This is a genomic window from Streptomyces sp. NPDC048417 (assembly GCF_040651615.1).
Lineage (GTDB): Bacteria > Actinomycetota > Actinomycetes > Streptomycetales > Streptomycetaceae > Streptomyces.
Window position 1 is genome coordinate 60,513 of sequence record NZ_JBEZKI010000023.1, and the last position, 18,245, is coordinate 78,757.

Genomic DNA, 18,245 nt, shown 5'->3' on the forward strand with positions numbered 1-18,245 from the left:
TTCTGGGCAGTGCTACTGGTCGGTGCTTGTGTCGGGCGGATCAGGCGGTACGGGCGGCGGCGCGCGACTCGCGGGCCGCGGCGGCCACGTGCTCGGCGGTGAAGCCGAACTCGGCGAACAGGGTCCCGGCGTCGGCGGAGGCGCCGAAGTGCTCCAGGGAGACGATCCGGCCGGCGTCGCCGACGAACCGGTACCAGGTCAGGCCGATCCCGGCCTCGACGGCGACCCGCGCCTTCACGGCCGGCGGCAGGACGCTCTCGCGGTACTCGCGCGGCTGCTCCTCGAACCACTCCACGGACGGCATCGACACCACCCGGGTGCCGATGCCCTCGGCCTCCAGGAGGTCCCGCGCCCCGACGGCGAGGTGCACCTCGGAACCGGTGGCGATGACGATCACCTCCGGGGTCTCGGTGGACGACTCGCGCAGCACGTAGCCGCCCTTGGCCGCGTCCGGGTTCGGCGCGTACGTCGGCACGCCCTGGCGGGTCAGCGCGAGTCCGTGCGGGGCGGGGTGCGTGGCGTGCCTCTTCAGGATCTCGGCCCAGGCCGTCGCGGTCTCGTTGGCATCGGCCGGGCGGACGACGTTCAGGCCCGGGACGGCGCGCAGCGAGGCGAGGTGCTCGACCGGCTGGTGGGTGGGGCCGTCCTCGCCGAGGCCGATGGAGTCATGGGTCCAGACGTAGGTCACCGGGAGCTGCATGAGCGCGGCCATACGGACGGCGTTGCGCATGTAGTCGGAGAACACCAGGAAGGTGCCGCCGTAGATCCGGGTGTTGCCGTGCAGCGCGATGCCGTTCATCTCGGCGGCCATCGAGAACTCGCGGATCCCGAAGTGGACGGTACGGCCGTACGGGTCGGCCTCGGGCAGCGGGTTGCCCTTCGGCAGGAAGGAGGACGTCTTGTCGATGGTGGTGTTGTTCGAGCCGGCGAGGTCGGCGGAGCCGCCCCACAGCTCGGGCAGCACCGCGCCGAGCGCCTGGAGCACCTTGCCGGAGGCGGCCCGGGTGGCGACGGACTTGCCCTCCTCGAAGACGGGGATCTCGGACTCCCAGCCCTCGGGGAGCTGACCGGCGACGACCCGGTCGAAGAGCCGCGCGTGCTCCGGCTGGGCGGTACGCCACTCGGCGATCCGCTTGTCCCAGGCGGCGTGCGCCTCGGCGCCCCGGTCGAGCGCCCGGCGGGTGTGGGCCAGCACCTCGTCGGCGACCTCGAAGGTCCGCTCCGGGTCGAAGCCGAGGACGCGCTTGGTGGCGGCGACCTCGTCCGCACCGAGCGCGGAGCCGTGGGAGGCCTCGGTGTTCCGGGCGTTCGGCGCGGGCCAGGCGATGATCGTGCGCATCGCGATGATCGACGGCCGCTCGGTTTCCGCCCGGGCCGCCTTCAGGGCCGCGTACAGGGCGTGAACATCGACGTCACCCTCGGCGGTGGGCTCGATGCGCTGGGTGTGCCAGCCGTAGGCCTCGTACCGCCCCAGCACGTCCTCGGAGAACGCGGTCGCGGTGTCGCCCTCGATGGAGATGTGGTTGTCGTCGTAGAGGAAGACCAGGTTGCCGAGCTTCTGGTGGCCGGCCATCGAGGAGGCCTCGGCGGAGACGCCCTCCTCCAGGTCGCCGTCGGAGACGATCGCCCAGATCGTGTGGTCGAAGGGGGAGGTGCCCTCGGGGGCCTGAGGGTCGAAGAGGCCGCGCTCGTAGCGGGCGGCCATCGCCATGCCCACGGCGTTGGCGACACCCTGGCCGAGCGGTCCTGTGGTGGTCTCGACACCGGCCGTGTGGCCGTACTCCGGGTGACCCGGCGTCTTCGACCCGTGCGTCCGGAAGGCCCTGAGGTCGTCCAGCTCCAGCTCGTACCCGGCGAGGAACAGCTGGGTGTAGAGGGTGAGCGAGGTGTGCCCGGGGGAGAGGACGAAGCGATCCCGGCCGGTCCACTCCGGATCGGCCGGGTCGTGGCGCATCACCTTCTGAAAGATCGTGTACGCGGCCGGGGCCAGGCTCATCGCGGTGCCGGGGTGTCCGTTGCCGACCTGCTGCACGGCGTCGGCCGCGAGCAGGCGCGCGGTGTCCACGGCACGCCGGTCCAGGTCGGTCCACTCGAAGCCGTCTGATGTCTGCGTGCTCATCTTCAAGAAGTCCTCGTTAGAAGCGTTCTGGCTGGCCTGACGCGTTCAAAACTAAAAGTCTGACTTTTGGGAAGGAAGGTTGGAGTGTGTCAGCCTGTGGTGAAAGTGGGACACGGATCTTCGACAGGGACGGCACGAGAAGGACATGGCGGACAGAACGCCCGAAGGGGCAGGCGACGGTGACGGAATCAGAACCTTCCCCTTCCCGGTGGATCTGAGCGTCGGCGGTGTCGGCATACAGGTCGGCCCGATGGGGACCGGGCGCATGTGGCACGCCGACGCCCCCCTGGAACGCGTCCACCGGATCGACTTCCACGTGGTCATGCTCTTCACCGAGGGCCCGGTCCGGCACATGATCGACTTCGCCGAGTACCAGGCACAAGCCGGTGACCTGCTGTGGATCCGGCCCGGGCAGGTGCACCGCTTCTCGCGGACCTGCGAGTACCGCGGAAGTGTCCTGACCATGCAGCCCGGCTTCCTGCCGAGGGCGATCGTGGAGGCGACCGGCCTCTACCGCTACGACCTGCCGCCCCTGCTCCGCCCCGACGCGCCGCAGCTCACCGCGTTGCGGGCGTCGCTCGCCAACCTGCAGCGCGAGTACGAGGACAACGAGACCCTCCCCCTGAGCCTGCACACCTCGGTCCTGCGCCACTCGCTCACGGCGCTCCTGCTGCGGCTCGCGCATCTCGCGGCCAGCTCGGCGGAGGCGGCCCGCCGCCAGGCCGATACGACTTTCACCCTTTTCAGGGACGCGGTGGAGCAGGACTTCGCCACCAACCACAGTGTCAGCGCCTACGCCGACGCCCTCGGTTACTCCCGCCGCACCCTGGTCCGCGCGGTCCGCGCCGCCACCGGGGAGACCCCGAAGGGCTTCATCGACAAGCGGGTCGTCCTGGAGGCCAAACGCCTGCTGGCCCACACGGACCTCCCGATCGGCCGGGTGGGCGCGGCGATCGGCTTCCCGGACGCGGCGAACTTCTCCAAGTTCTTCCACCTGCACACGGGCCAGACCCCGGTGGCGTTCCGGGCGGAACTGCGGTAGCCGCGGCCTGGCCGCCCGGCGTGAGCGAGTGCGGTCGGCGGCTGCCGGCCTAGTGCCCCAACAGGCAACGTTCGCCCCGTCGCGGCGCCCGGCACGCACTCTCGCCGCACCGGGCACAAACCCAAGTACGTCCAGTACGAGGGCTTGCACCCGGCACGCCGAGAGCACGCACCGGACGCCGCTCCTTGACGGGCGAACGTTGCCTGCCGGGGCACTAGAACGGCAGCCGCTCGATCAGGAAGAGAACCGCCGGAGCGCAGAGGGCGACGCCCCACAAGCCGGTGACCATGAACGCGGCCAGGGCGACCCCCAGCCAGGCCACGCGCGTCGGTGCGAGGACGCGTTGGGGGTCCTGGGGGTCGTATCTGATCTCGTCGCGGTGCCCGCGCAGTGACGGGCGCGCGGTGACCTCCTGGCCGTCCAGCGTGCGGAAGTGGACGACGCAGTCGTTGACGCCCTCGCTGTACGGGTCCGGCGCGAACCTCGCGCGTACGGTGACGCCCCGCCGCCGTAACGCCCACCATGTGTCCACCTCGGCCATGCCCACCCACAGGCGCAGCAGGGCGACGCCGGCCGGAAGCAACAGCCACGCGAAGACTCCGAGTAGGTCGTCCCCCGGCAGCCACACGGCCAGAGGCAGGCCCAGGAGCACATACCAGAGCGCCCGTCGCCACCACGGGCTACCGTGCAGGACCCGGTCACGCAGACCGGCCGCCAAGCGCAGGGGCCACACCCGCGCCGAATGCCGCCGCAGCTGCGGCCGGCTCCCCGACGGCCCGGCGTCGCTCATGATCGCTTCGATCTCCGCACCGAGGGCGGCGACCATGTCCCGGTTGCGGTGCCGGACCGTGAGGGTCACGTCGGCCCGCGCGTCCTCGATGACCAACACGGTCAGCGACCGCCCATCGGCTTCGACCCGGCGGATCCGCGTCCCGGGCGCCACGACCGTCGTCCGCCCCCGTCTCCAGTGCAGCGCATCCCGCTCCACCCACATCCGGGTACGGCCTGTGACCAGGACAACCCCCGCCGCGGGCCGAGATTTCGATTCCCCCATGGCGGCGGAGTGTAGGCGTGCCGAGTGGCAGATGTCTCTGCTCGGACAGGATCTGACCGTGCGGGTGCCCCGCGAGGACCTGTTCGCGGGGCACCCCGACGGCCGGGTCAGTGCCCGAAGTCGAACCAGTTCACGTTCACGAAGTCCGCCGGCTGGCCGCTGCTGAAGGTCAGGTAGACGTCGTGGGTGCCGGTCACCGCGCTGATGTTGGCCGGGACCGTCGTCCAGGTCTGCCAGCCGCCGGTGTTGCCGACGGCGAAGCTGCCGACGGGGGCGTTGGACGGGCTGTCCAGACGTACCTGGACCAGGCCGCTCACGCCCGCGGCCGCGCCGCTCGCCACCCTCGCGTGGAACTGGGTGGCCGCCGTGGAACCGAAGTTGACGCCCTTGTACAGGGCCCAGTCGCCGTTGGCGACGTAACCGATGTCCTGGCCGCCGCCGGTGTCGGTGGTGGTCTCGGCGGTGACGCCGGACTGGCCGTCGTAGGACTCGGCCTGGATCGCGCTGTAGGCGTCCCGGTTGCCGGTCGGCGGGGTGGTGGTACCGCTCCCACTGGCCTGCAGCACCTGGACGTAGTCGACGACCATCGGGTGGCCGGACTCGGTGGCGCTGGTCGGGCCGCCGCCGAACGCGCCCGGGAAGCCGCCGCCCATCGCCACGTTCAGGATGACGAAGAAGCCGTGGTTGGTGGCGTTCGCCCAGGTCGTGGCATCCACCTGACCGGCCGTCACGGTCTGGTAGTTGACGCCGTCCACGTAGAAACGGATCGCCTCGGGGCTCACCGAGCGGTCCCACTCCATCGTGTAGGTGTGGAAGCCCGACTGGCAGGTGGTGTTGGGGCAGGCGGTGGAGTTGCCGAGGCCGGTGGTCTCGTTGCAGGGGCCGCCGGGGCTGGTGCCGCAGTGCATGGTCGCCCAGACCTTGTTCAGGCCCTGGACGTTCTCCATGATGTCCAGCTCGCCGACGCCCGGCCAGTTCTGGTAGTTGCCCCGGTAGGGCGCGCCCAGCATCCAGAACGCCGGCCAGTAGCCGAGGGCGGCGTCGCCGGTGACGTTCGGCATCTGGATCCGTGCCTCGACGCGCAGCTTGCCGCCGGCCGGGGGCTGGAAGTCGGTGCGGGTGGTCTCGATCCGGCCCGACGTCCAGTTGCCCGACGCGTCACGGACCGGGGTGATCTTCAGGTTGCCGCTGCCGTCGAGGGCGACGTTGGAGGTGCTGGAGGTCATCGTCTCGACCTCGCCGGTGCCCCAGTTGGCGGGGCCGCCGGGGTAGGAGATCCCGGTGTCGTACTGCCAGTTGGAGGTGTTGACGCCGGTGCCGGCGGTGCCGTTGAAGTCGTCGAGGAAGACCTGGCTCCAGCCGGACGGCGCACCGGGTGCGGAGGCGCTGGCGGGAAGGGTCGCGGTCGTGGCGGCGGCGGCCGCCAGACCGATCGTGGCGAGTACGGCGATGAGGGCACGGCGGAGGGAGCGCCGCCGTCTGTGATCCGCAGGGGGTATACCGGAGGTTTCACTCATGGGGTGCCTCTCGGGTACGGGGGTGGGGGTGCGCGGGATGCCTCCGAGAGCGCCGGGAGATGTTGCTGAGAGCGCTCTCAAAGTGGGCCCAATGTGCTCTCCGTGCCTGCGGTCGTCAAGAGTTAAAACAAAGAATCTCCTTGTTTCCCGGGGGAGTTCAGGCGGTGAAGGCACCGAGGGGTCAGACCGCGCTGCCGGCCTTCCAGTCCGACCAGGACAGGTTCCAGCCGTTGAGGCCGTTGGAGGCCTCGACGGTCTTCTCGCCGGAGTTCTTCACGATCACCACGTCGCCGAGCATCGAGCTCTCGTAGAACTTGTAGCCGGCCACCGAGGAGTCGTTCGCGCCCTTGGCGTCGTGCAGGCCGACACAGCCGTGACTGGTGTTCTGGCTGCCGAACACCGAGGTGGACGCCCAGTAGTTGCCGTGCACGAAGGTGCCGGAGGTGGTCAGGCGCTGGGCGTGCGGGACGTCGGAGATGTCGTACTCGTCGCCGAGGCCGACCGTGGAGGACTCCATCCGGGTCTGCTTGAACCGCTCGCTGATCACCATGATCCCGGACCAGGTGGTGTGGTCGGAGTCGCCGCCGGAGACCGGGTAGCTGGCATACGTGGCGCCGTCGCGCTTGACCACCATCTGCTTGGCCGACAGATCGACCGTGGAGATCTGCTCCCGGCCGATGTGGAAGGTCACGTCCTTCGACTGCGTGCCGTAGACACCGTCCGTCCCCTCGACGTCCTTCAGCCGCAGACCGAGGGTGATCTTGGTGCCGGCCGCCCAGTACGTCTCCGGGCGGAAGTCGAGCCGGGTGTCGCTGAACCAGTGCCCGACGATCTCGACCTCCGGCTCCGCCGTCACCGTGATCGCCTTCTGGACCGCGGCCCGGTCCGCGACCGCGTGCGTGAAGTTGATCGACACCGGCATGCCGACACCGGACGTGGAGTCCGCCTCCGGCGTGAAGTAGCCGATGAAGGTCTCACCCGGGGACTTGGTGGTGAAGGTGGCCACCGTCTCGTCGGTCGCGCCCCGCGCCTTCGCCGTCACCGTGTACTTCGTGCCGGAGTAGGGGTTCTTCGCCGAGGTCCATGTCGTCTTCGCGTCGTTGAAGGTGCCCGACAGCGCCGAGCCGTCGTTGCCCGCGACGGTCACGGAGGCCAGCGTGCCGTCGGTCACCGTGACCTCGACCGGGCTGGTGAAGTCGGCCTTCTTGGTGCCGGAGACCGGCGTCACGGTGATCGTGGCCTTCTTGGTCGCGGACTTGGCCGAGGCCGTCGCGCCCTTGCCGTCGGTGGCGGCCGAGGCGTCCGCCGAGGAACCGCATCCGGCCAGCGCGGCCCCCGCGGGCACCGCGCCGAGAGCGGCGAGGATCCCGCGCCGGGTCCACCTCCGCGACTGCCGACCGGACCCGTTCGATATGTGCTGGACGCCCACGACACGCCTTCCTGACTTGTCCACCTGTGTCAGGGCATCCTGCGCCGGTTGTATGGGTGACTCCTTTGAATCGCGGGGGTGATCCCTGAGATTCGGATGAGGAGCGCAGGGCCTCGCCGCGCGGGGCCGGAACGAGTCGACCGGAACCCCGGTTGCCCCCGCCTCCGTTCGTGAACAGAGTATGAACGCCCGACCGGCGGCCTGAGTTTCCGGTGAGATCCCCCTCCCGGGATGGCTTCCCCACCTATCCGATCGGAATAGTGAAGAAGCAGTACGCCGATCCCCGCCGGAGGTATTCCGTGACCGACGTCCGCAAGCGGCAGAGCGTGGCCATCGTGGGAGCCGGAGCGGCGGGCACCCTCACCGCCGTCCAGCTCTGCGAGACGGCGCACCGCCGCCGGACCCCTCTCGACCTCGTCCTGATCGACCCGGCCCCGGAGGCGGGCCGGGGCGCCGCCTACGCCACCCGCGACCCCCGGCACCGCCTCAACGTGCCCGCCGGCAACATGAGCGCCTACCCGGACGACCCCGGGCACTTCCTCCGCTGGCTGTGCCGGCACGGCGAACCCACCGTCACCGGCGCCGACTTCGCCACCCGCTACCGCTACGGCGCCTACCTCGCCGACACCTTCGGCCAGGCCCTCGTCCGCGCCCACGGCACGGTCGCGGTCCGCCGGCTGCGCACCCGCGCGGAGTCCTGTACCGGCACCCCCGACGGCCGGGTGGAACTCCACCTCGCCGACGGGGGACCCCTGGTGGCGGACAGCGCGGTCCTGGCCACCGGTCCCGCCGGGACCACCGCCGGCTGGGCCCCGCCCGCCCTGCGCGCCTCGGACCGGTTCGTCGGCACCCCGTGGGCGCCGGGTGCCCTGGATCCCGTACGGGACAGCCCCGAGGACGTCCTGCTGGTCGGCACCGGTCTGACCGCCGTCGATCTCGCCCTCACCCTCGACCGCCCCGGCCGTACCGTGCACGCCCTGTCCCGCAGCGGGCTGCTGCCCCAGCCGCACGCCCTCGGCCCGGCCGGCGCCATGCCCGCCCCGGAGGGCCTCGACGACACCTCGCTGGGCCGACTGCGCCGCGTCGTCTACCGCCATGTGAGCCGCTCGGTGCGCACCCACGGTGACTGGCGCCCGGGCCTGGACAGCCTCCGCCCGCACACCGCGCGGCTGTGGCGCAGCCTCTCCCCGCAGGAGCGCGAGGAGTTCCTGGCCCGCGAGGGCGCCCTGTGGAACACCCACCGCCACCGGATGGCCCCCGCGACCGCCGAACACGTCTCCCGTGCCCGCACCGCGCGCCGCCTGCACGTCCACACCGGCACCGTCGCCCGCGTCACGGAAGACGACGCCGGCCCCCTGGCCGTCGAGCTGTCCAACGGCCATGTGGTGGAGGTCGGTTGGGTGGTCGACTGCACCGGACCCGGCCGCCGTCTCGACACACCTCTGTGGCAGGCCCTGTTCACCGCCGGGCTCGCCGTCCCCGGACCGCTGGGCATGGGCGCCGCCACTCGCGAGGGCCGGCTCCTCGACGCCCAAGGCCGCGCCGAGGGGCCCCTGTTCACGCTCGGCGCCCCGCGCCGGGGCGAGCTGTGGGAGACCACGGCGATCCCCGAGATCCGCGTCCAGGCCGCCGAGCTGGCCCAGCGGCTGCTGCCGCCGCCCGGGCGCAGGCGGGCCTCCCGGCGTCCCGTCGACGGCCACGGGCTGCCCCTCTCGACCCACGCCGAGGCGGCCGCCGCCTACCGGAGCGGCCTCGGCCGGGTCCTCAAGGTGCGCTCCGGCGCCGAGGACGCGCTCGCCCGCGCGGTCGCCCTCGACCCCGGCTTCGCCCTCGGCCACGCGGCCCTCGCCCTGCTGGGCCACGAGTGCGCCGCCGCCGTCGACGTGCCCCGCGCCCTCGCCGACGCCCAGCGCTCGGCCCGCGAGCGCGCCGACGAACGCGAGCGGTCCTTCGTGGACGTGGTCACCCGCCGGGTGACCGGTGACGACGGGGACGAGGCGCTCGTACGGCATCTGCGGGAGCACCCGTCAGACGCGCTGGCGCTCGCGGCGGCCGTGCCCACCATCGCGTTCTCCGGGGTGAGCGACCTGCAGGACGACGACGCCCTGCGGCTGCTCGACCTGACCTCGCCCGCCTACGACGGGCACTGGTTCCACACCTCGCTGCTGGCCTTCCTGCGCCAGGAGCAGGGCCGGCTGCACGAGGCGGGGGAGCTGGCCCACCGCGCGCTGGCCGCCGAACCCGCGTCCGGGCACGCGGTGCACGCCCTGGCGCACGTCCACTACGAGTCCGGGGCGCACGAGGCGGGCCGGGACTGGCTCGACGGCTGGGTGTCCGGGCGCGGGCGGGGCACGGTGCACCGGGCGCACTTCTCCTGGCACATCGCCCTGCACGAACTCGCCCTCGACGACCCGGCCGCCGTCCGCCGCCGCTGGTTCGCCCAGCTCGCGCCGGGCCGGGTGCGCGGGGTGCGGGCACTGGTGGACTCCGGTTCGCTGCTGTGGCGGGCCCGGCTCAGCGACAGCTGGGCCGGGGACCTGCCGGCGGCGGACGTCCTGGACTCGGTGGCCCGGGAGGTGCTGGAGCGGCCCGCGACCGCGTTCACCGCGCTGCACGCGGCCGTCGCCCTCGCCGCCGCCGGCGACCTGCCCGCGCTGCGCAGGCTGCGCGACCACGCGGCGGCCGCCGACCCGGTGCAGCGGGAGGTGATCGCGCCGCTGTGCGAGGCGTTCGCCGACCTCGTCGAGGAGCGCTTCCACGAGGCGGCCCGGGGGCTCGACTCCCTGCTGCCGGTGCTGCGCAGGGTCGGCGGCAGCGCGGCCCAACGGGAGGTCGTGACGGAGACGTTGCTGTACGCCCTGGTGGCGGCCGGCCGCTGCGACGCGGCCCGGCGCCTCCTGGACGCCCGCCTCGACCGCAAACCGGCGCCCCGCGACCGGCGGTTGCGCGCGGCACTGCCGGGCTGAACCCGGCGGTGCTCTCCTGGGCGGCGCCCAGCAGGTCTACGCCCCCGACCTGATCTCCGAACGCGCGCTCGGCTTCGTCCACACCCACCGCGACGAGCCGTTCCTGCTCTACCTGCGCGAGTCGTGGGCGCCGGTGTACCCGTGCAAGCCCTTCGGTGTGACCCTCGAAGTCGGCGGCGGGAGAGCGGAGTTCACGGTCACCGCCACGCTCGCCAACGGCTCCGCCCGGCCCTGGAACGCCGCCCGGCTGACCCTCGACGCCCCGAGCGGCCGGGTGGTGCACGCCCGGAGCGCGGCGACAGCGCCCCGCCTGGGCGCGGGCGAACCCCTCACGGCCCACGGGCAGGTCACCCGCCCCGAGGTCTCCACCGCCACGACGCTCACCTGCCGGGGCACGGCCCGGCACGAGGACGACGAGGTGACGTACACGGCGACGGCGGCCCTCAGCTGACGTAGGGCCCCGCGTGTCGTCCGGCAGGCTACGGTCCCGCATGTGGTCCGGACGGCCACGGGCACGCGCGCCGCCCGCCCGGCCGGCCGGAGACCGGTCTCCGTCCGGGCTCCGAATCGATCACGTCTCGGAAACAGGGCCCGTCGCCCGGTGACCGGCGGGGCAGCCTGAGGGCATGGGGGACGACAGACTGAGGGCATATCGGCATGAGCGGGCCGTACGGCAGGGCGAGTTGCACCGGCTCGTGGCGGAGGACCAGGAGGTCAGGGGGAGTTCGCTCGGCAGGGGAGGAGCCGTCGGCGGGCTCTGGAACTGCTGCCTGGCCGTGCTCGTGGGCGCCCTGCTGGTGGTGATCGGCTTCTGGGTGTGGATCGGTGCCGTCGGGCCCGCCTACTACCGGCAGCAGGCCCGCGCCGACCTGCGCGCCTCCGCCGCCGAGGCCGGGGCGCGGCTGCGGAAGTCCGCCGCCGACGGCACCCTGTTCGGCACCGAGATCGACCGGGACCGGATCGCCCCCGTCACGAAGGTGCGCAGGCAGGGCCGCACCGTCACCGTGACCGCCCGGCTCACGGGCGGCGCTCCGGCGGTCATCTGGGGCAGGACCGAGACCACCGGCTGCTACGAGTTCCGGGTCCGGCCGCCCGCCGTCTCGGTCCATCGGCTCTCCGACGGGGGCTGCGGCGACCTGCCGTCGTACCCGTCGCAGTACTCGGACGGGGCGTACGCGCTGCGCCGGACGTACCGGCCGTCATCCGAGGTCGCCGCCGACGTGGTCGGCGAACTCCGCGCCGCCTACGCCCAGGGCAGTGCGGCCGCCGTGTACGGCGCGGCGGTGTGGCAGACCCCGGGCATCCGGTTCCTGGGGGGCGTGCAGGGGGCGGACGTGGCCACCGTCCGGGCCTGGCTGTCCACGGGCAGCGACGCCGACGCGCGGGACTGCTACGAGTTCGACGCCCGGCCCGGATCGCTGACCGCCGAGAAGCTTGCGCGGCACGCCTGTGACGACCCCGCCTGACCGCGGACCCGCGCCGGCACCGCCCACCACTGGTCCGGCCGGTCCACGACCGGGGCCTGCGGACCGGTGTCGAGGTACCGTGCGAGGCGCAGCAGGTAGGCCGCGATGCCCGCCGCGCCCTGCATCCACGTCGTGCCCGGCGGCAGCAGCGGGGGATCCTCGCGGTGTTCCAGGAAGCGCCAGCGGGCACCCGTGGTGTCCTTGACCGCCCGTTCCACCAGCGCGTCGCCCATCCGGAGCGCGGCGCCGGCCAGTTCGTCCGCCCTCGGCGTACCCGCGCAGTCCTGTGCGGCGTCCAGCAGGACGTCTCCGACCCCCGCGGTGCCGCAGCAGCGGCCGTCGTTGTCCCAGAAGCCCGGCCGCAGCCGCTGCGGGACCCCCGAAGTGAGGATCGAGGTCAGGCAGCGCTGCCGCAGCGCGTCGACCTCATGGCCCGCCACCTCGGTCACGCCCGCGTGCGCCAGTGCCGCGAACAGGTGCGAGGTGCCTGCCGGGCCGTGGCACCAGGTGTACGTCACCGGGTCCGAGGACCGCTCGGACGGCGGGATCCGGTGCGGGACGATGAAGCCGTCGTCCGCCAACGAGCCTACGGACAGCACGTGTTGGGCCCCCTCCACCGCGGCCGCCACGAAGTCCTCCCGGTGCAGTGCCGCGCCCGCCGTCGCCAGTGCGGCGGCCACCCCGGCGGTGCCGTGCGAGTAGTTGGGCAGCCGCCACTCCGTGCTCGGCGCGATCCCCCAGTCCAGGCCCGCCTCGGTCCGGTCCGCCATCCGCAGCAGGGCCTCGCCGCCCGTCGCCGCCATCGGCTCCGCGAACTCGCCGCCCGCCCAGACCGCCGTCAGCACCACGCCCGCCCCGCCCATGATGATGTCGCTCAGCGGCGCGTCCGAGCCCGGCACGAACGCACAGGTGGTCCGCCAGCCGTCGGGGGTGGCCAGCTCGGCCAGCCGCCGCAGTACGAGCGCCTCGCTGCCCGGCGCGAGGAGCCGCAGCGCCGTGGCGTGCCCGGCCAGGCCGAGGTAGAGCGAGGGCTCCGTCGTGCCGGCGGCCCGTGCCGACAGGCGGCTCACGATCCCCGCCGCCAGGGCCTGTTCGCGTTCGCCGAGCGGCCGGTGCCGCGCGATCTCCGCCAGTACCGGGGCCAGGCCCGCGATCCCCGAGTACAGCGAGTCCCGGTGTTCCGGCGGGACGGGGTGCCCGTCGTCGTCTTCGGGGACCGTGACCCGCAGCCAGGGGCCTTCGGCCTCCCGGACCTGGTCCAACACCCATGCCCAGGCGGCCTCGCCCAGCTCCCGATACTGCTTGCCTGCCGTCACCCGGCCACGCTACACGGGCTGGCCGGTCCGCTCCGGCTGCCAGCCCAGCGCCCGGGAGATCCCCCGTGCAGCCAGCCGCACCGCCGGGACCAGCGCCGGTACCTGGGCGTCGGCCTGCGGCACCACCACCGAGACCGCGGCGACCACCTGCCCTGCCGCCCCGCGCACCGGAGCCGCCACCGACAGCGCGTCGTCGGTCACCTGGCGGCTGCTCACCGCGGCGCCGGTGCGCCGTACTTCGGCCAGCGAGCGGCGCAACCGGCCCGGATCCGTGATGGTGTACGGCGTGAAGGCGGCCAACGTCCCCGCGCAGTAGTCCTGTTGGAACCCGGGCGTCTCGTGCGCGAGCAGGGCGAGGCCCACCCCCGTCGCGTGCAGCGGCCAGCGGGCGCCCACCCGGATGTGCACGCCCACCGCCGAACGCCCCGACAACCACTCGATGTAGACGACCTCGGACCCGTCCCGCACCGCCAACTGCACGTTCTCATGGGTCGCTTCGTACAGGTCCTCCAGGTACGGCAGCGCGATCTGGCGCAGCGCGAGCCCCCGGGGTGCCAGCGCGGCCAGCTCCCACAGCCGCAGTCCCACGTGGTAGAGACCGTCCGCGTCCCGTTCCAGCGCGCCCCAGGCGGTGAGCACGCCGACCAGGCGGTGCGCGGTGGTCAGGGGGAGCCCGGCCCGGCGGCTGATACCGCTCAGGCTGAGCGCCGGATGCCCGTGGTCGAACGCGGCCAGCACCGACAGCAGCCGGTCGGGCGCGGAGCGGGCGGCGGCGGTCATGGCCGGTCGGCGACGCGCAGCAGCAGATCGTGGAGCGCCTGGCGCTCGGCGGGGTCGAGCGGGCCCAGCAGATCCTTCGTGACGCGCCGGCCCGCCTCGTCGGTGTCCCGCAGGAAGGCACCGCCGGTCTCGGTGAGGACGACGATCCGGCTGCGGCGGTCGTCGGGGGAGGGGCGCCGCTCGGCGAAGCCCAGCTTCTCCAGGTCGTCGACCAGGCCGACGATCGCGCTCGGGTCGTAGCCGAGCCGGGTGCTCAGCTCCCGCTGGAGCGCGCCCTGCGAGGTGGCGAGGAAACGCAGCACCGCGTAGTGGCGCAGCCGTACCCCCGACTCCTGCAGGAACGTGTTGAAGAGCTGCCCCGAGCGCAGGCCCAGGCGGTACAGCAGGTAACCCGTGTCCGCGTGCAGCCCGCGCATCCACGGTTCGTCCGCGTCGATCGAGGTCGGGTTCTCGGTGTGCTGGCGGGTGATGGCCGTCTCCCTGGTCCGGGCCCCGGAGGCGGGGCGGTCTGTGGCGCGGACTCCAGCATGGCGCACCTGTGGATGGGCAACAACTATTGACGACAACAATTATTGCTCTTAGCTTCGATCTCGAAGCCGTACCCGTCGTATCCGAGAAGCCGCATTCGTCGTACCCGAGAAGCCGTACCCGTCGCATCCGAAGGGACACCCCCCGTGCCCAGCATCGATCTCACCGGCAAGGCCGCCGTCGTCACCGGCAGTGGCCGGGGCCTCGGCCTCGCCTATGCCCACGCACTCGCCGCCCACGGTGCCTCCGTGGTCGTGAACGACGTGGACGAGGCCGTCGCCGAGCAGGCCGTGAAGTCCATCACCGAGGCCGGCGGCACCGCCGTCGCCGAGGTGGTCCCGGTCGGCACGAGCGAGGCCGCGGACCGGCTGGTCGCCCGCGCCGTGACGGAGTTCGGGCGCCTCGACGTCCTGGTCACCAACGCGGGCATCCTGCGCGACAAGGTGCTGTGGAAGATGACCGACGACGACTTCGACGCGGTGCTCACCACCCACCTCAGGGGCACCTTCACCTGCGCCCGCGCCGCCGCCGTCCGGATGCGCGAGCAGGGCGAGGGCGGCACCCTGATCCTGGTCGGCTCCCCGGCCGGCCAGCGCGGCAACTTCGGCCAGACCAACTACGCCGCCGCCAAGGCCGGCATCGCCGCCATGGCCCGCACCTGGTCGATGGAGCTGGGCCGGGCGGACATCACGGTCAACGCGATCGTCCCGGTGGCCGCCACCGCGATGACCGAGACCATTCCCGCCTTCGCCCCGTACGTCGAGGCCCTGAAGAACGGCGAACCGCTCCCGGACTTCCTGCGCAAGGGCGAGGGCTTCGGCACCCCCGAGGACTGCGCGGCCCTCGTCCCCTTCCTCGCCTCCGCTGCCGCCCGCTCCATCACCGGCCAGGCCATCGGCATCGGCGGCGACAAGGTGGCACTCTGGTCGCACCCCCAGGAGATCCGGGCCGCCTACGCCGACGGTGGCTGGACCCCGGACACCCTGGCCGACGCCTTCCCCACCTCGGTCGGCGCCGAACTCCAGACGGTCGGCATCCCGGCGCCCAAGCTCCCGGAGGCGTGATGGACATCGAGGCACTCACCGCGATCGACGTCCACACGCACGCCGAGGTCTCCGCCAAGGGCCACTCCTCCCTGGACGACGACCTGCACGACGCCTCCTCCGCCTACTTCAAGGTCGAGGGGAAGCGGAAGCCGACCATCGAGGAGACCGCCGCCTACTACCGCGAGCGGAACATGGCCGCCGTGATCTTCACGGTGGACGCCGAGTCGGCGACCGGCACCGCGCCCGTCCCCAACGAGGAGGTCGCCGAGGCCGCGGCCGCCAACGCGGACGTGCTGATCCCCTTCGCCTCCGTCGACCCCTTCCGCGGCAAGGCCGGTGTCCGCCAGGCCCGCCGGCTGGTCGAGGAGTACGGGGTGAAGGGGTTCAAGTTCCACCCCAGCATCCAGGGCTTCTTCCCCGACGACCGCGCGGTGGCGTACGGCCTCTACGAGGTGATCGAGGAGACGGGCACCATCGCCCTCTTCCACACCGGCCAGACCGGCATCGGCGCCGGCGTCCCGGGCGGCGGCGGGATCCGGCTGAAGTACTCCAACCCGTTGCACGTGGACGACGTGGCGGCCGACTTCCCGCACCTGAAGATCATCCTGGCGCATCCGTCCTTCCCCTGGCAGGACGAGGCCCTTGCAGTCGCCACCCACAAGCCGGGCGTGCACATCGACCTGTCCGGCTGGTCGCCGAAGTACTTCCCGCCGCAACTGGTCCAGTACGCCAACACGCTGCTCAAGGACAAGGTCCTCTTCGGGTCCGACTTCCCCGTCCTCACCCCCGACCGGTGGCTCGCCGACTTCGCGAAGCTCCCGGTCAAGGACGAGGTCCGGCCGAAGATCCTCAAGGAGAACGCCGCCCGCCTGCTCGGGCTGACCAAGCCGTAAGGGGCCGAGATGCGCAACGAGGGACTGGGGTCGTGGCCCGCACGCCGGGCCCGCAAGACCCCCCACCGCACGGCGCTGGTACACGGTGAACACTCCACCGACTACCGCACGTTGTACACGCGCACCACCCGCCTCGCGCACGCCCTGCGGGCCCGGGGCGTCCGCCGCGGCGACCGCGTCGCCTACCTCGGCCCCAACCACCCCGCCTACCTGGAGACCCTCTTCGCGGCCGGCATCCTCGGGGCGGTCTTCGTCCCGCTCAACACCCGCCTGGCCGGGCCGGAGATCGCCTACCAGCTCGCCGACTCCGGCGCCAAGGCCCTGCTGTACGGCCCCTCGCACGCCGGTCTCGTCGCGGGCCTGCCCGGCACCACCGACGTCCGGACGTACGTCGAAGTCGGTCCCGAGTACGAGGAGTTGCTGGCCTCCGCGGCGGACGACCCGATCGACGAGCCCGTGACCCTCGACGACACCTGCATCATCATGTACACCTCGGGGACGACCGGCCGCCCCAAGGGCGCGATGCTCACGCACGCCAACCTGACCTGGAACGCGGTCAACGTCCTGGTCGACACCGACCTGATCGCCGACGAACGCGCCCTGGTCTCCGCCCCGTTGTTCCACACGGCGGGCCTCAACATGCTCGCCCTGCCGGTCCTCCTGAAGGGCGGCGCCTGTGTCCTGGTGGAGGCCTTCGCCCCGGAGACGACCCTCGACCTGATCGAAGAACACCGGATCACCTTCATGTTCGGGGTGCCGACCATGTTCGAGCAGGTGGCCCGCCACCCGCGCTGGCCGGCCGCCGACCTCTCCTCCCTCCGCATCCTCACCTGCGGCGGCTCCCCGGTCCCGACCCCGCTGATCGCGGCCTACCAGGAACGCGGGCTGACCTTCCTCCAGGGCTACGGCATGACCGAGGCCGCGCCCGGCACGCTCTTCCTCGACGCCGAGCACGCGATCGGCAAGGCGGGCTCGGCGGGCGTGCCGCACTTCTTCAGCGATGTACGGGTGGTACGGCCCGACCTGACCCCGGTCGACGTCGACGAGCCCGGCGAGGTCATGGTCCGCGGCCCCCATGTCATGCCCGGCTACTGGGGGTTGCCGGAGGAGACCGCGGCCTGTTTCGCGGACGGCTGGTTCCGCAGCGGGGACGCGGCCCGGGTCGACGCGGACGGTTACGTCTTCATCGTCGACCGGCTCAAGGACATGATCATCTCCGGTGGCGAGAACATCTACCCCGCCGAGATCGAGGACCTGCTCCTCGCCCACCCCGACATCGTGGAGTGCGCGGTGATCGGCGTGCCGGACGACAAGTGGGGCGAGGTGCCGCGTGCGGTGGTCGTCCCCCGAGAAGGCGCCGTCCTCGACCCCGACGAGGTGCTGGCCTCGCTGTCCGGCCGCCTCGCCAAGTACAAGCTCCCCAAGTCGGTGGTGCTCGCGGACGAACTCCCGCGCACCGCCTCCGGAAAGCTCCTCAAGTCCCGTGTGCGCAAACGCTACGGCTCCGCCACCTCGTAGCTCCAAGGAAAAGGAAAGCGACATGAGCGTCACCGTCAACGGCCTCGACGAACTGAAGAAGCTCGCGGGCAGCGACCTGGGCACCAGCGAGTGGATCGAGGTCACCCAGGACCGCATCGGCACCTTCGCCGACGCGACCGGCGACCACCAGTGGATCCACGTCGACCCCGAGCGCGCGGCCGAGGGCCCCTTCGGCGCCCCGATCGCCCACGGCTATCTGACCCTCTCCCTCTTCATCCCCCTGTTCACCGAGCTGCTGGACGTCCAGGGCGTCACCACGAAGGTCAACTACGGCCTGGACAAGGTGCGTTTCCCGTCCCCGGTGAAGGCCGGCTCCCGTATCCGCCTGGCCGCCCGGCTGGCGGAGGTCGAGGAGGTGCCGGGCGGGGTGCAGATCGCCGTGGACGGGACGATCGAGATCGAGGGCGGCACCAAGCCGGCCGCCGTGCTGCGGAGTCTGTCGCGGTTCTACGCGTAGGGCTTCGCCTGGGTACCGGCTTCCCGGGCCGCGGCGGTGGGGGAGCCGCAGGCCGGTGGGGGGCGGGGCGCGCCCACGCGGCGGCAGCCGCAT

At 72.5% G+C, this 18,245-nt stretch carries 15 protein-coding genes; 8 read left to right on the forward strand and 7 right to left on the reverse strand.

Annotated features, from left to right (window positions below):
* Positions 1-40: 40 nt before the first annotated feature.
* Entirely contained in the window at positions 41-2,119 is a 2,079-nt protein-coding gene (gene tkt / locus AB0D59_RS32580) for a transketolase (RefSeq protein ID WP_362573153.1), read from the reverse strand.
* Between the two features lie 145 nt (positions 2,120-2,264).
* Between tkt and AB0D59_RS32585 the strand changes: the two genes are divergently transcribed.
* Positions 2,265-3,161: an AraC family transcriptional regulator gene (locus AB0D59_RS32585; protein ID WP_362573156.1), complete on the forward strand. Its 897-nt coding sequence runs from the start codon at positions 2,265-2,267 to the stop codon at positions 3,159-3,161.
* Positions 3,162-3,375: 214 nt separating this feature from the next.
* Here AB0D59_RS32585 and AB0D59_RS32590 read toward each other — a convergent pair whose 3' ends face one another.
* The 3 genes from AB0D59_RS32590 to AB0D59_RS32600 all read right to left on the reverse strand — a co-directional run bounded on the left by AB0D59_RS32590 (position 3,376) and on the right by AB0D59_RS32600 (position 7,161).
* Positions 3,376-4,215: a hypothetical protein gene (locus tag AB0D59_RS32590; protein WP_362573159.1), complete on the reverse strand. Its 840-nt coding sequence runs from the start codon at positions 4,213-4,215 to the stop codon at positions 3,376-3,378.
* Between the two features lie 107 nt (positions 4,216-4,322).
* A complete protein-coding gene (locus AB0D59_RS32595; RefSeq protein WP_362573162.1) occupies positions 4,323-5,732 on the reverse strand; it encodes a glycoside hydrolase family 16 protein in 1,410 nt (469 codons plus the stop codon).
* Between the two features lie 181 nt (positions 5,733-5,913).
* A complete protein-coding gene (locus AB0D59_RS32600; protein WP_362573165.1) occupies positions 5,914-7,161 on the reverse strand; it encodes an Ig-like domain-containing protein in 1,248 nt (415 codons plus the stop codon).
* A gap of 299 nt (positions 7,162-7,460) precedes the next feature.
* Here AB0D59_RS32600 and AB0D59_RS32605 point away from each other — a divergent pair, with 299 nt between their 5' ends.
* The 3 genes from AB0D59_RS32605 to AB0D59_RS32615 all read left to right on the forward strand — a co-directional run bounded on the left by AB0D59_RS32605 (position 7,461) and on the right by AB0D59_RS32615 (position 11,593).
* Positions 7,461-10,127 (forward strand): FAD/NAD(P)-binding protein, encoded by a 2,667-nt coding sequence (locus AB0D59_RS32605; protein WP_362573168.1) that lies wholly within the window; start codon positions 7,461-7,463, stop codon positions 10,125-10,127.
* A gap of 157 nt (positions 10,128-10,284) precedes the next feature.
* A complete protein-coding gene (locus AB0D59_RS32610) occupies positions 10,285-10,578 on the forward strand; it encodes an NEW3 domain-containing protein (protein WP_362573171.1) in 294 nt (97 codons plus the stop codon).
* A 175-nt stretch (positions 10,579-10,753) separates the two neighbouring features.
* Positions 10,754-11,593 carry a hypothetical protein gene (locus AB0D59_RS32615; protein WP_362573175.1) on the forward strand — a complete coding sequence of 280 codons (840 nt, stop codon included), beginning with the start codon at positions 10,754-10,756 and terminating at the stop codon, positions 11,591-11,593.
* On the opposite strand, the gene AB0D59_RS32620 is transcribed toward AB0D59_RS32615, so the two are convergent.
* From AB0D59_RS32620 to AB0D59_RS32630, 3 genes are read right to left on the reverse strand one after another with little or no spacing between them, the layout of a single operon-like run.
* Positions 11,518-12,909, reverse strand: coding sequence for a lanthionine synthetase LanC family protein (locus AB0D59_RS32620; protein WP_362573178.1), 1,392 nt, complete (start codon positions 12,907-12,909; stop codon positions 11,518-11,520). The genes AB0D59_RS32615 and AB0D59_RS32620 overlap by 76 nt on opposite strands.
* Positions 12,910-12,918: 9 nt before the next feature.
* Positions 12,919-13,689, reverse strand: a complete 771-nt coding sequence (locus tag AB0D59_RS32625; RefSeq protein WP_362573181.1) for an IclR family transcriptional regulator — start codon at positions 13,687-13,689, stop codon at positions 12,919-12,921.
* Complete coding sequence (locus AB0D59_RS32630) at positions 13,686-14,105, reverse strand: MarR family transcriptional regulator (RefSeq protein ID WP_362573454.1); 420 nt, start codon at positions 14,103-14,105, stop codon at positions 13,686-13,688. Before AB0D59_RS32630 ends, AB0D59_RS32625 begins: the two co-directional genes overlap by 4 nt.
* Positions 14,106-14,363: 258 nt before the next feature.
* Between AB0D59_RS32630 and AB0D59_RS32635 the strand changes: the two genes are divergently transcribed.
* Genes AB0D59_RS32635 through AB0D59_RS32650 form a run of 4 tightly spaced genes read left to right on the forward strand, consistent with a single transcriptional unit; the run spans position 14,364 to position 18,152 of the window.
* A complete protein-coding gene (locus AB0D59_RS32635) occupies positions 14,364-15,281 on the forward strand; it encodes an SDR family oxidoreductase (RefSeq protein ID WP_362573184.1) in 918 nt (305 codons plus the stop codon).
* On the forward strand, positions 15,281-16,156 hold the full coding sequence (locus AB0D59_RS32640; RefSeq protein WP_362573186.1) for an amidohydrolase family protein: 876 nt from the start codon (positions 15,281-15,283) through the stop codon (positions 16,154-16,156). The genes AB0D59_RS32635 and AB0D59_RS32640 overlap by 1 nt, the downstream gene beginning before the upstream one ends.
* Before the next feature lie 9 nt (positions 16,157-16,165).
* Entirely contained in the window at positions 16,166-17,674 is a 1,509-nt protein-coding gene (locus tag AB0D59_RS32645) for a long-chain fatty acid--CoA ligase (protein ID WP_362573189.1), read from the forward strand.
* 22 nt (positions 17,675-17,696) lie between these two features.
* Entirely contained in the window at positions 17,697-18,152 is a 456-nt protein-coding gene (locus AB0D59_RS32650) for a MaoC family dehydratase (RefSeq protein WP_362573192.1), read from the forward strand.
* The last annotated feature ends 93 nt before the right edge of the window (positions 18,153-18,245 follow it).

What these genes read in the sequence shown, in the direction of transcription:
- tkt (WP_362573153.1), bottom strand. Translation starts at nt 2,119, where the DNA reads ATGAGCACGCAGACATCAGACGGCTTCGAGTGGACCGACCTGGACCGG.
- AB0D59_RS32585 (WP_362573156.1), top strand. Translation starts at nt 2,265, where the DNA reads ATGGCGGACAGAACGCCCGAAGGGGCAGGCGACGGTGACGGAATCAGA.
- AB0D59_RS32590 (WP_362573159.1), bottom strand. Translation starts at nt 4,215, where the DNA reads ATGGGGGAATCGAAATCTCGGCCCGCGGCGGGGGTTGTCCTGGTCACA.
- AB0D59_RS32595 (WP_362573162.1), bottom strand. Translation starts at nt 5,732, where the DNA reads ATGAGTGAAACCTCCGGTATACCCCCTGCGGATCACAGACGGCGGCGC.
- AB0D59_RS32615 (WP_362573175.1), top strand. Translation starts at nt 10,754, where the DNA reads ATGGGGGACGACAGACTGAGGGCATATCGGCATGAGCGGGCCGTACGG.
- AB0D59_RS32625 (WP_362573181.1), bottom strand. Translation starts at nt 13,689, where the DNA reads ATGACCGCCGCCGCCCGCTCCGCGCCCGACCGGCTGCTGTCGGTGCTG.
- AB0D59_RS32630 (WP_362573454.1), bottom strand. Translation starts at nt 14,105, where the DNA reads ATGCGCGGGCTGCACGCGGACACGGGTTACCTGCTGTACCGCCTGGGC.
- AB0D59_RS32640 (WP_362573186.1), top strand. Translation starts at nt 15,281, where the DNA reads ATGGACATCGAGGCACTCACCGCGATCGACGTCCACACGCACGCCGAG.
- AB0D59_RS32645 (WP_362573189.1), top strand. Translation starts at nt 16,166, where the DNA reads ATGCGCAACGAGGGACTGGGGTCGTGGCCCGCACGCCGGGCCCGCAAG.
- AB0D59_RS32650 (WP_362573192.1), top strand. Translation starts at nt 17,697, where the DNA reads ATGAGCGTCACCGTCAACGGCCTCGACGAACTGAAGAAGCTCGCGGGC.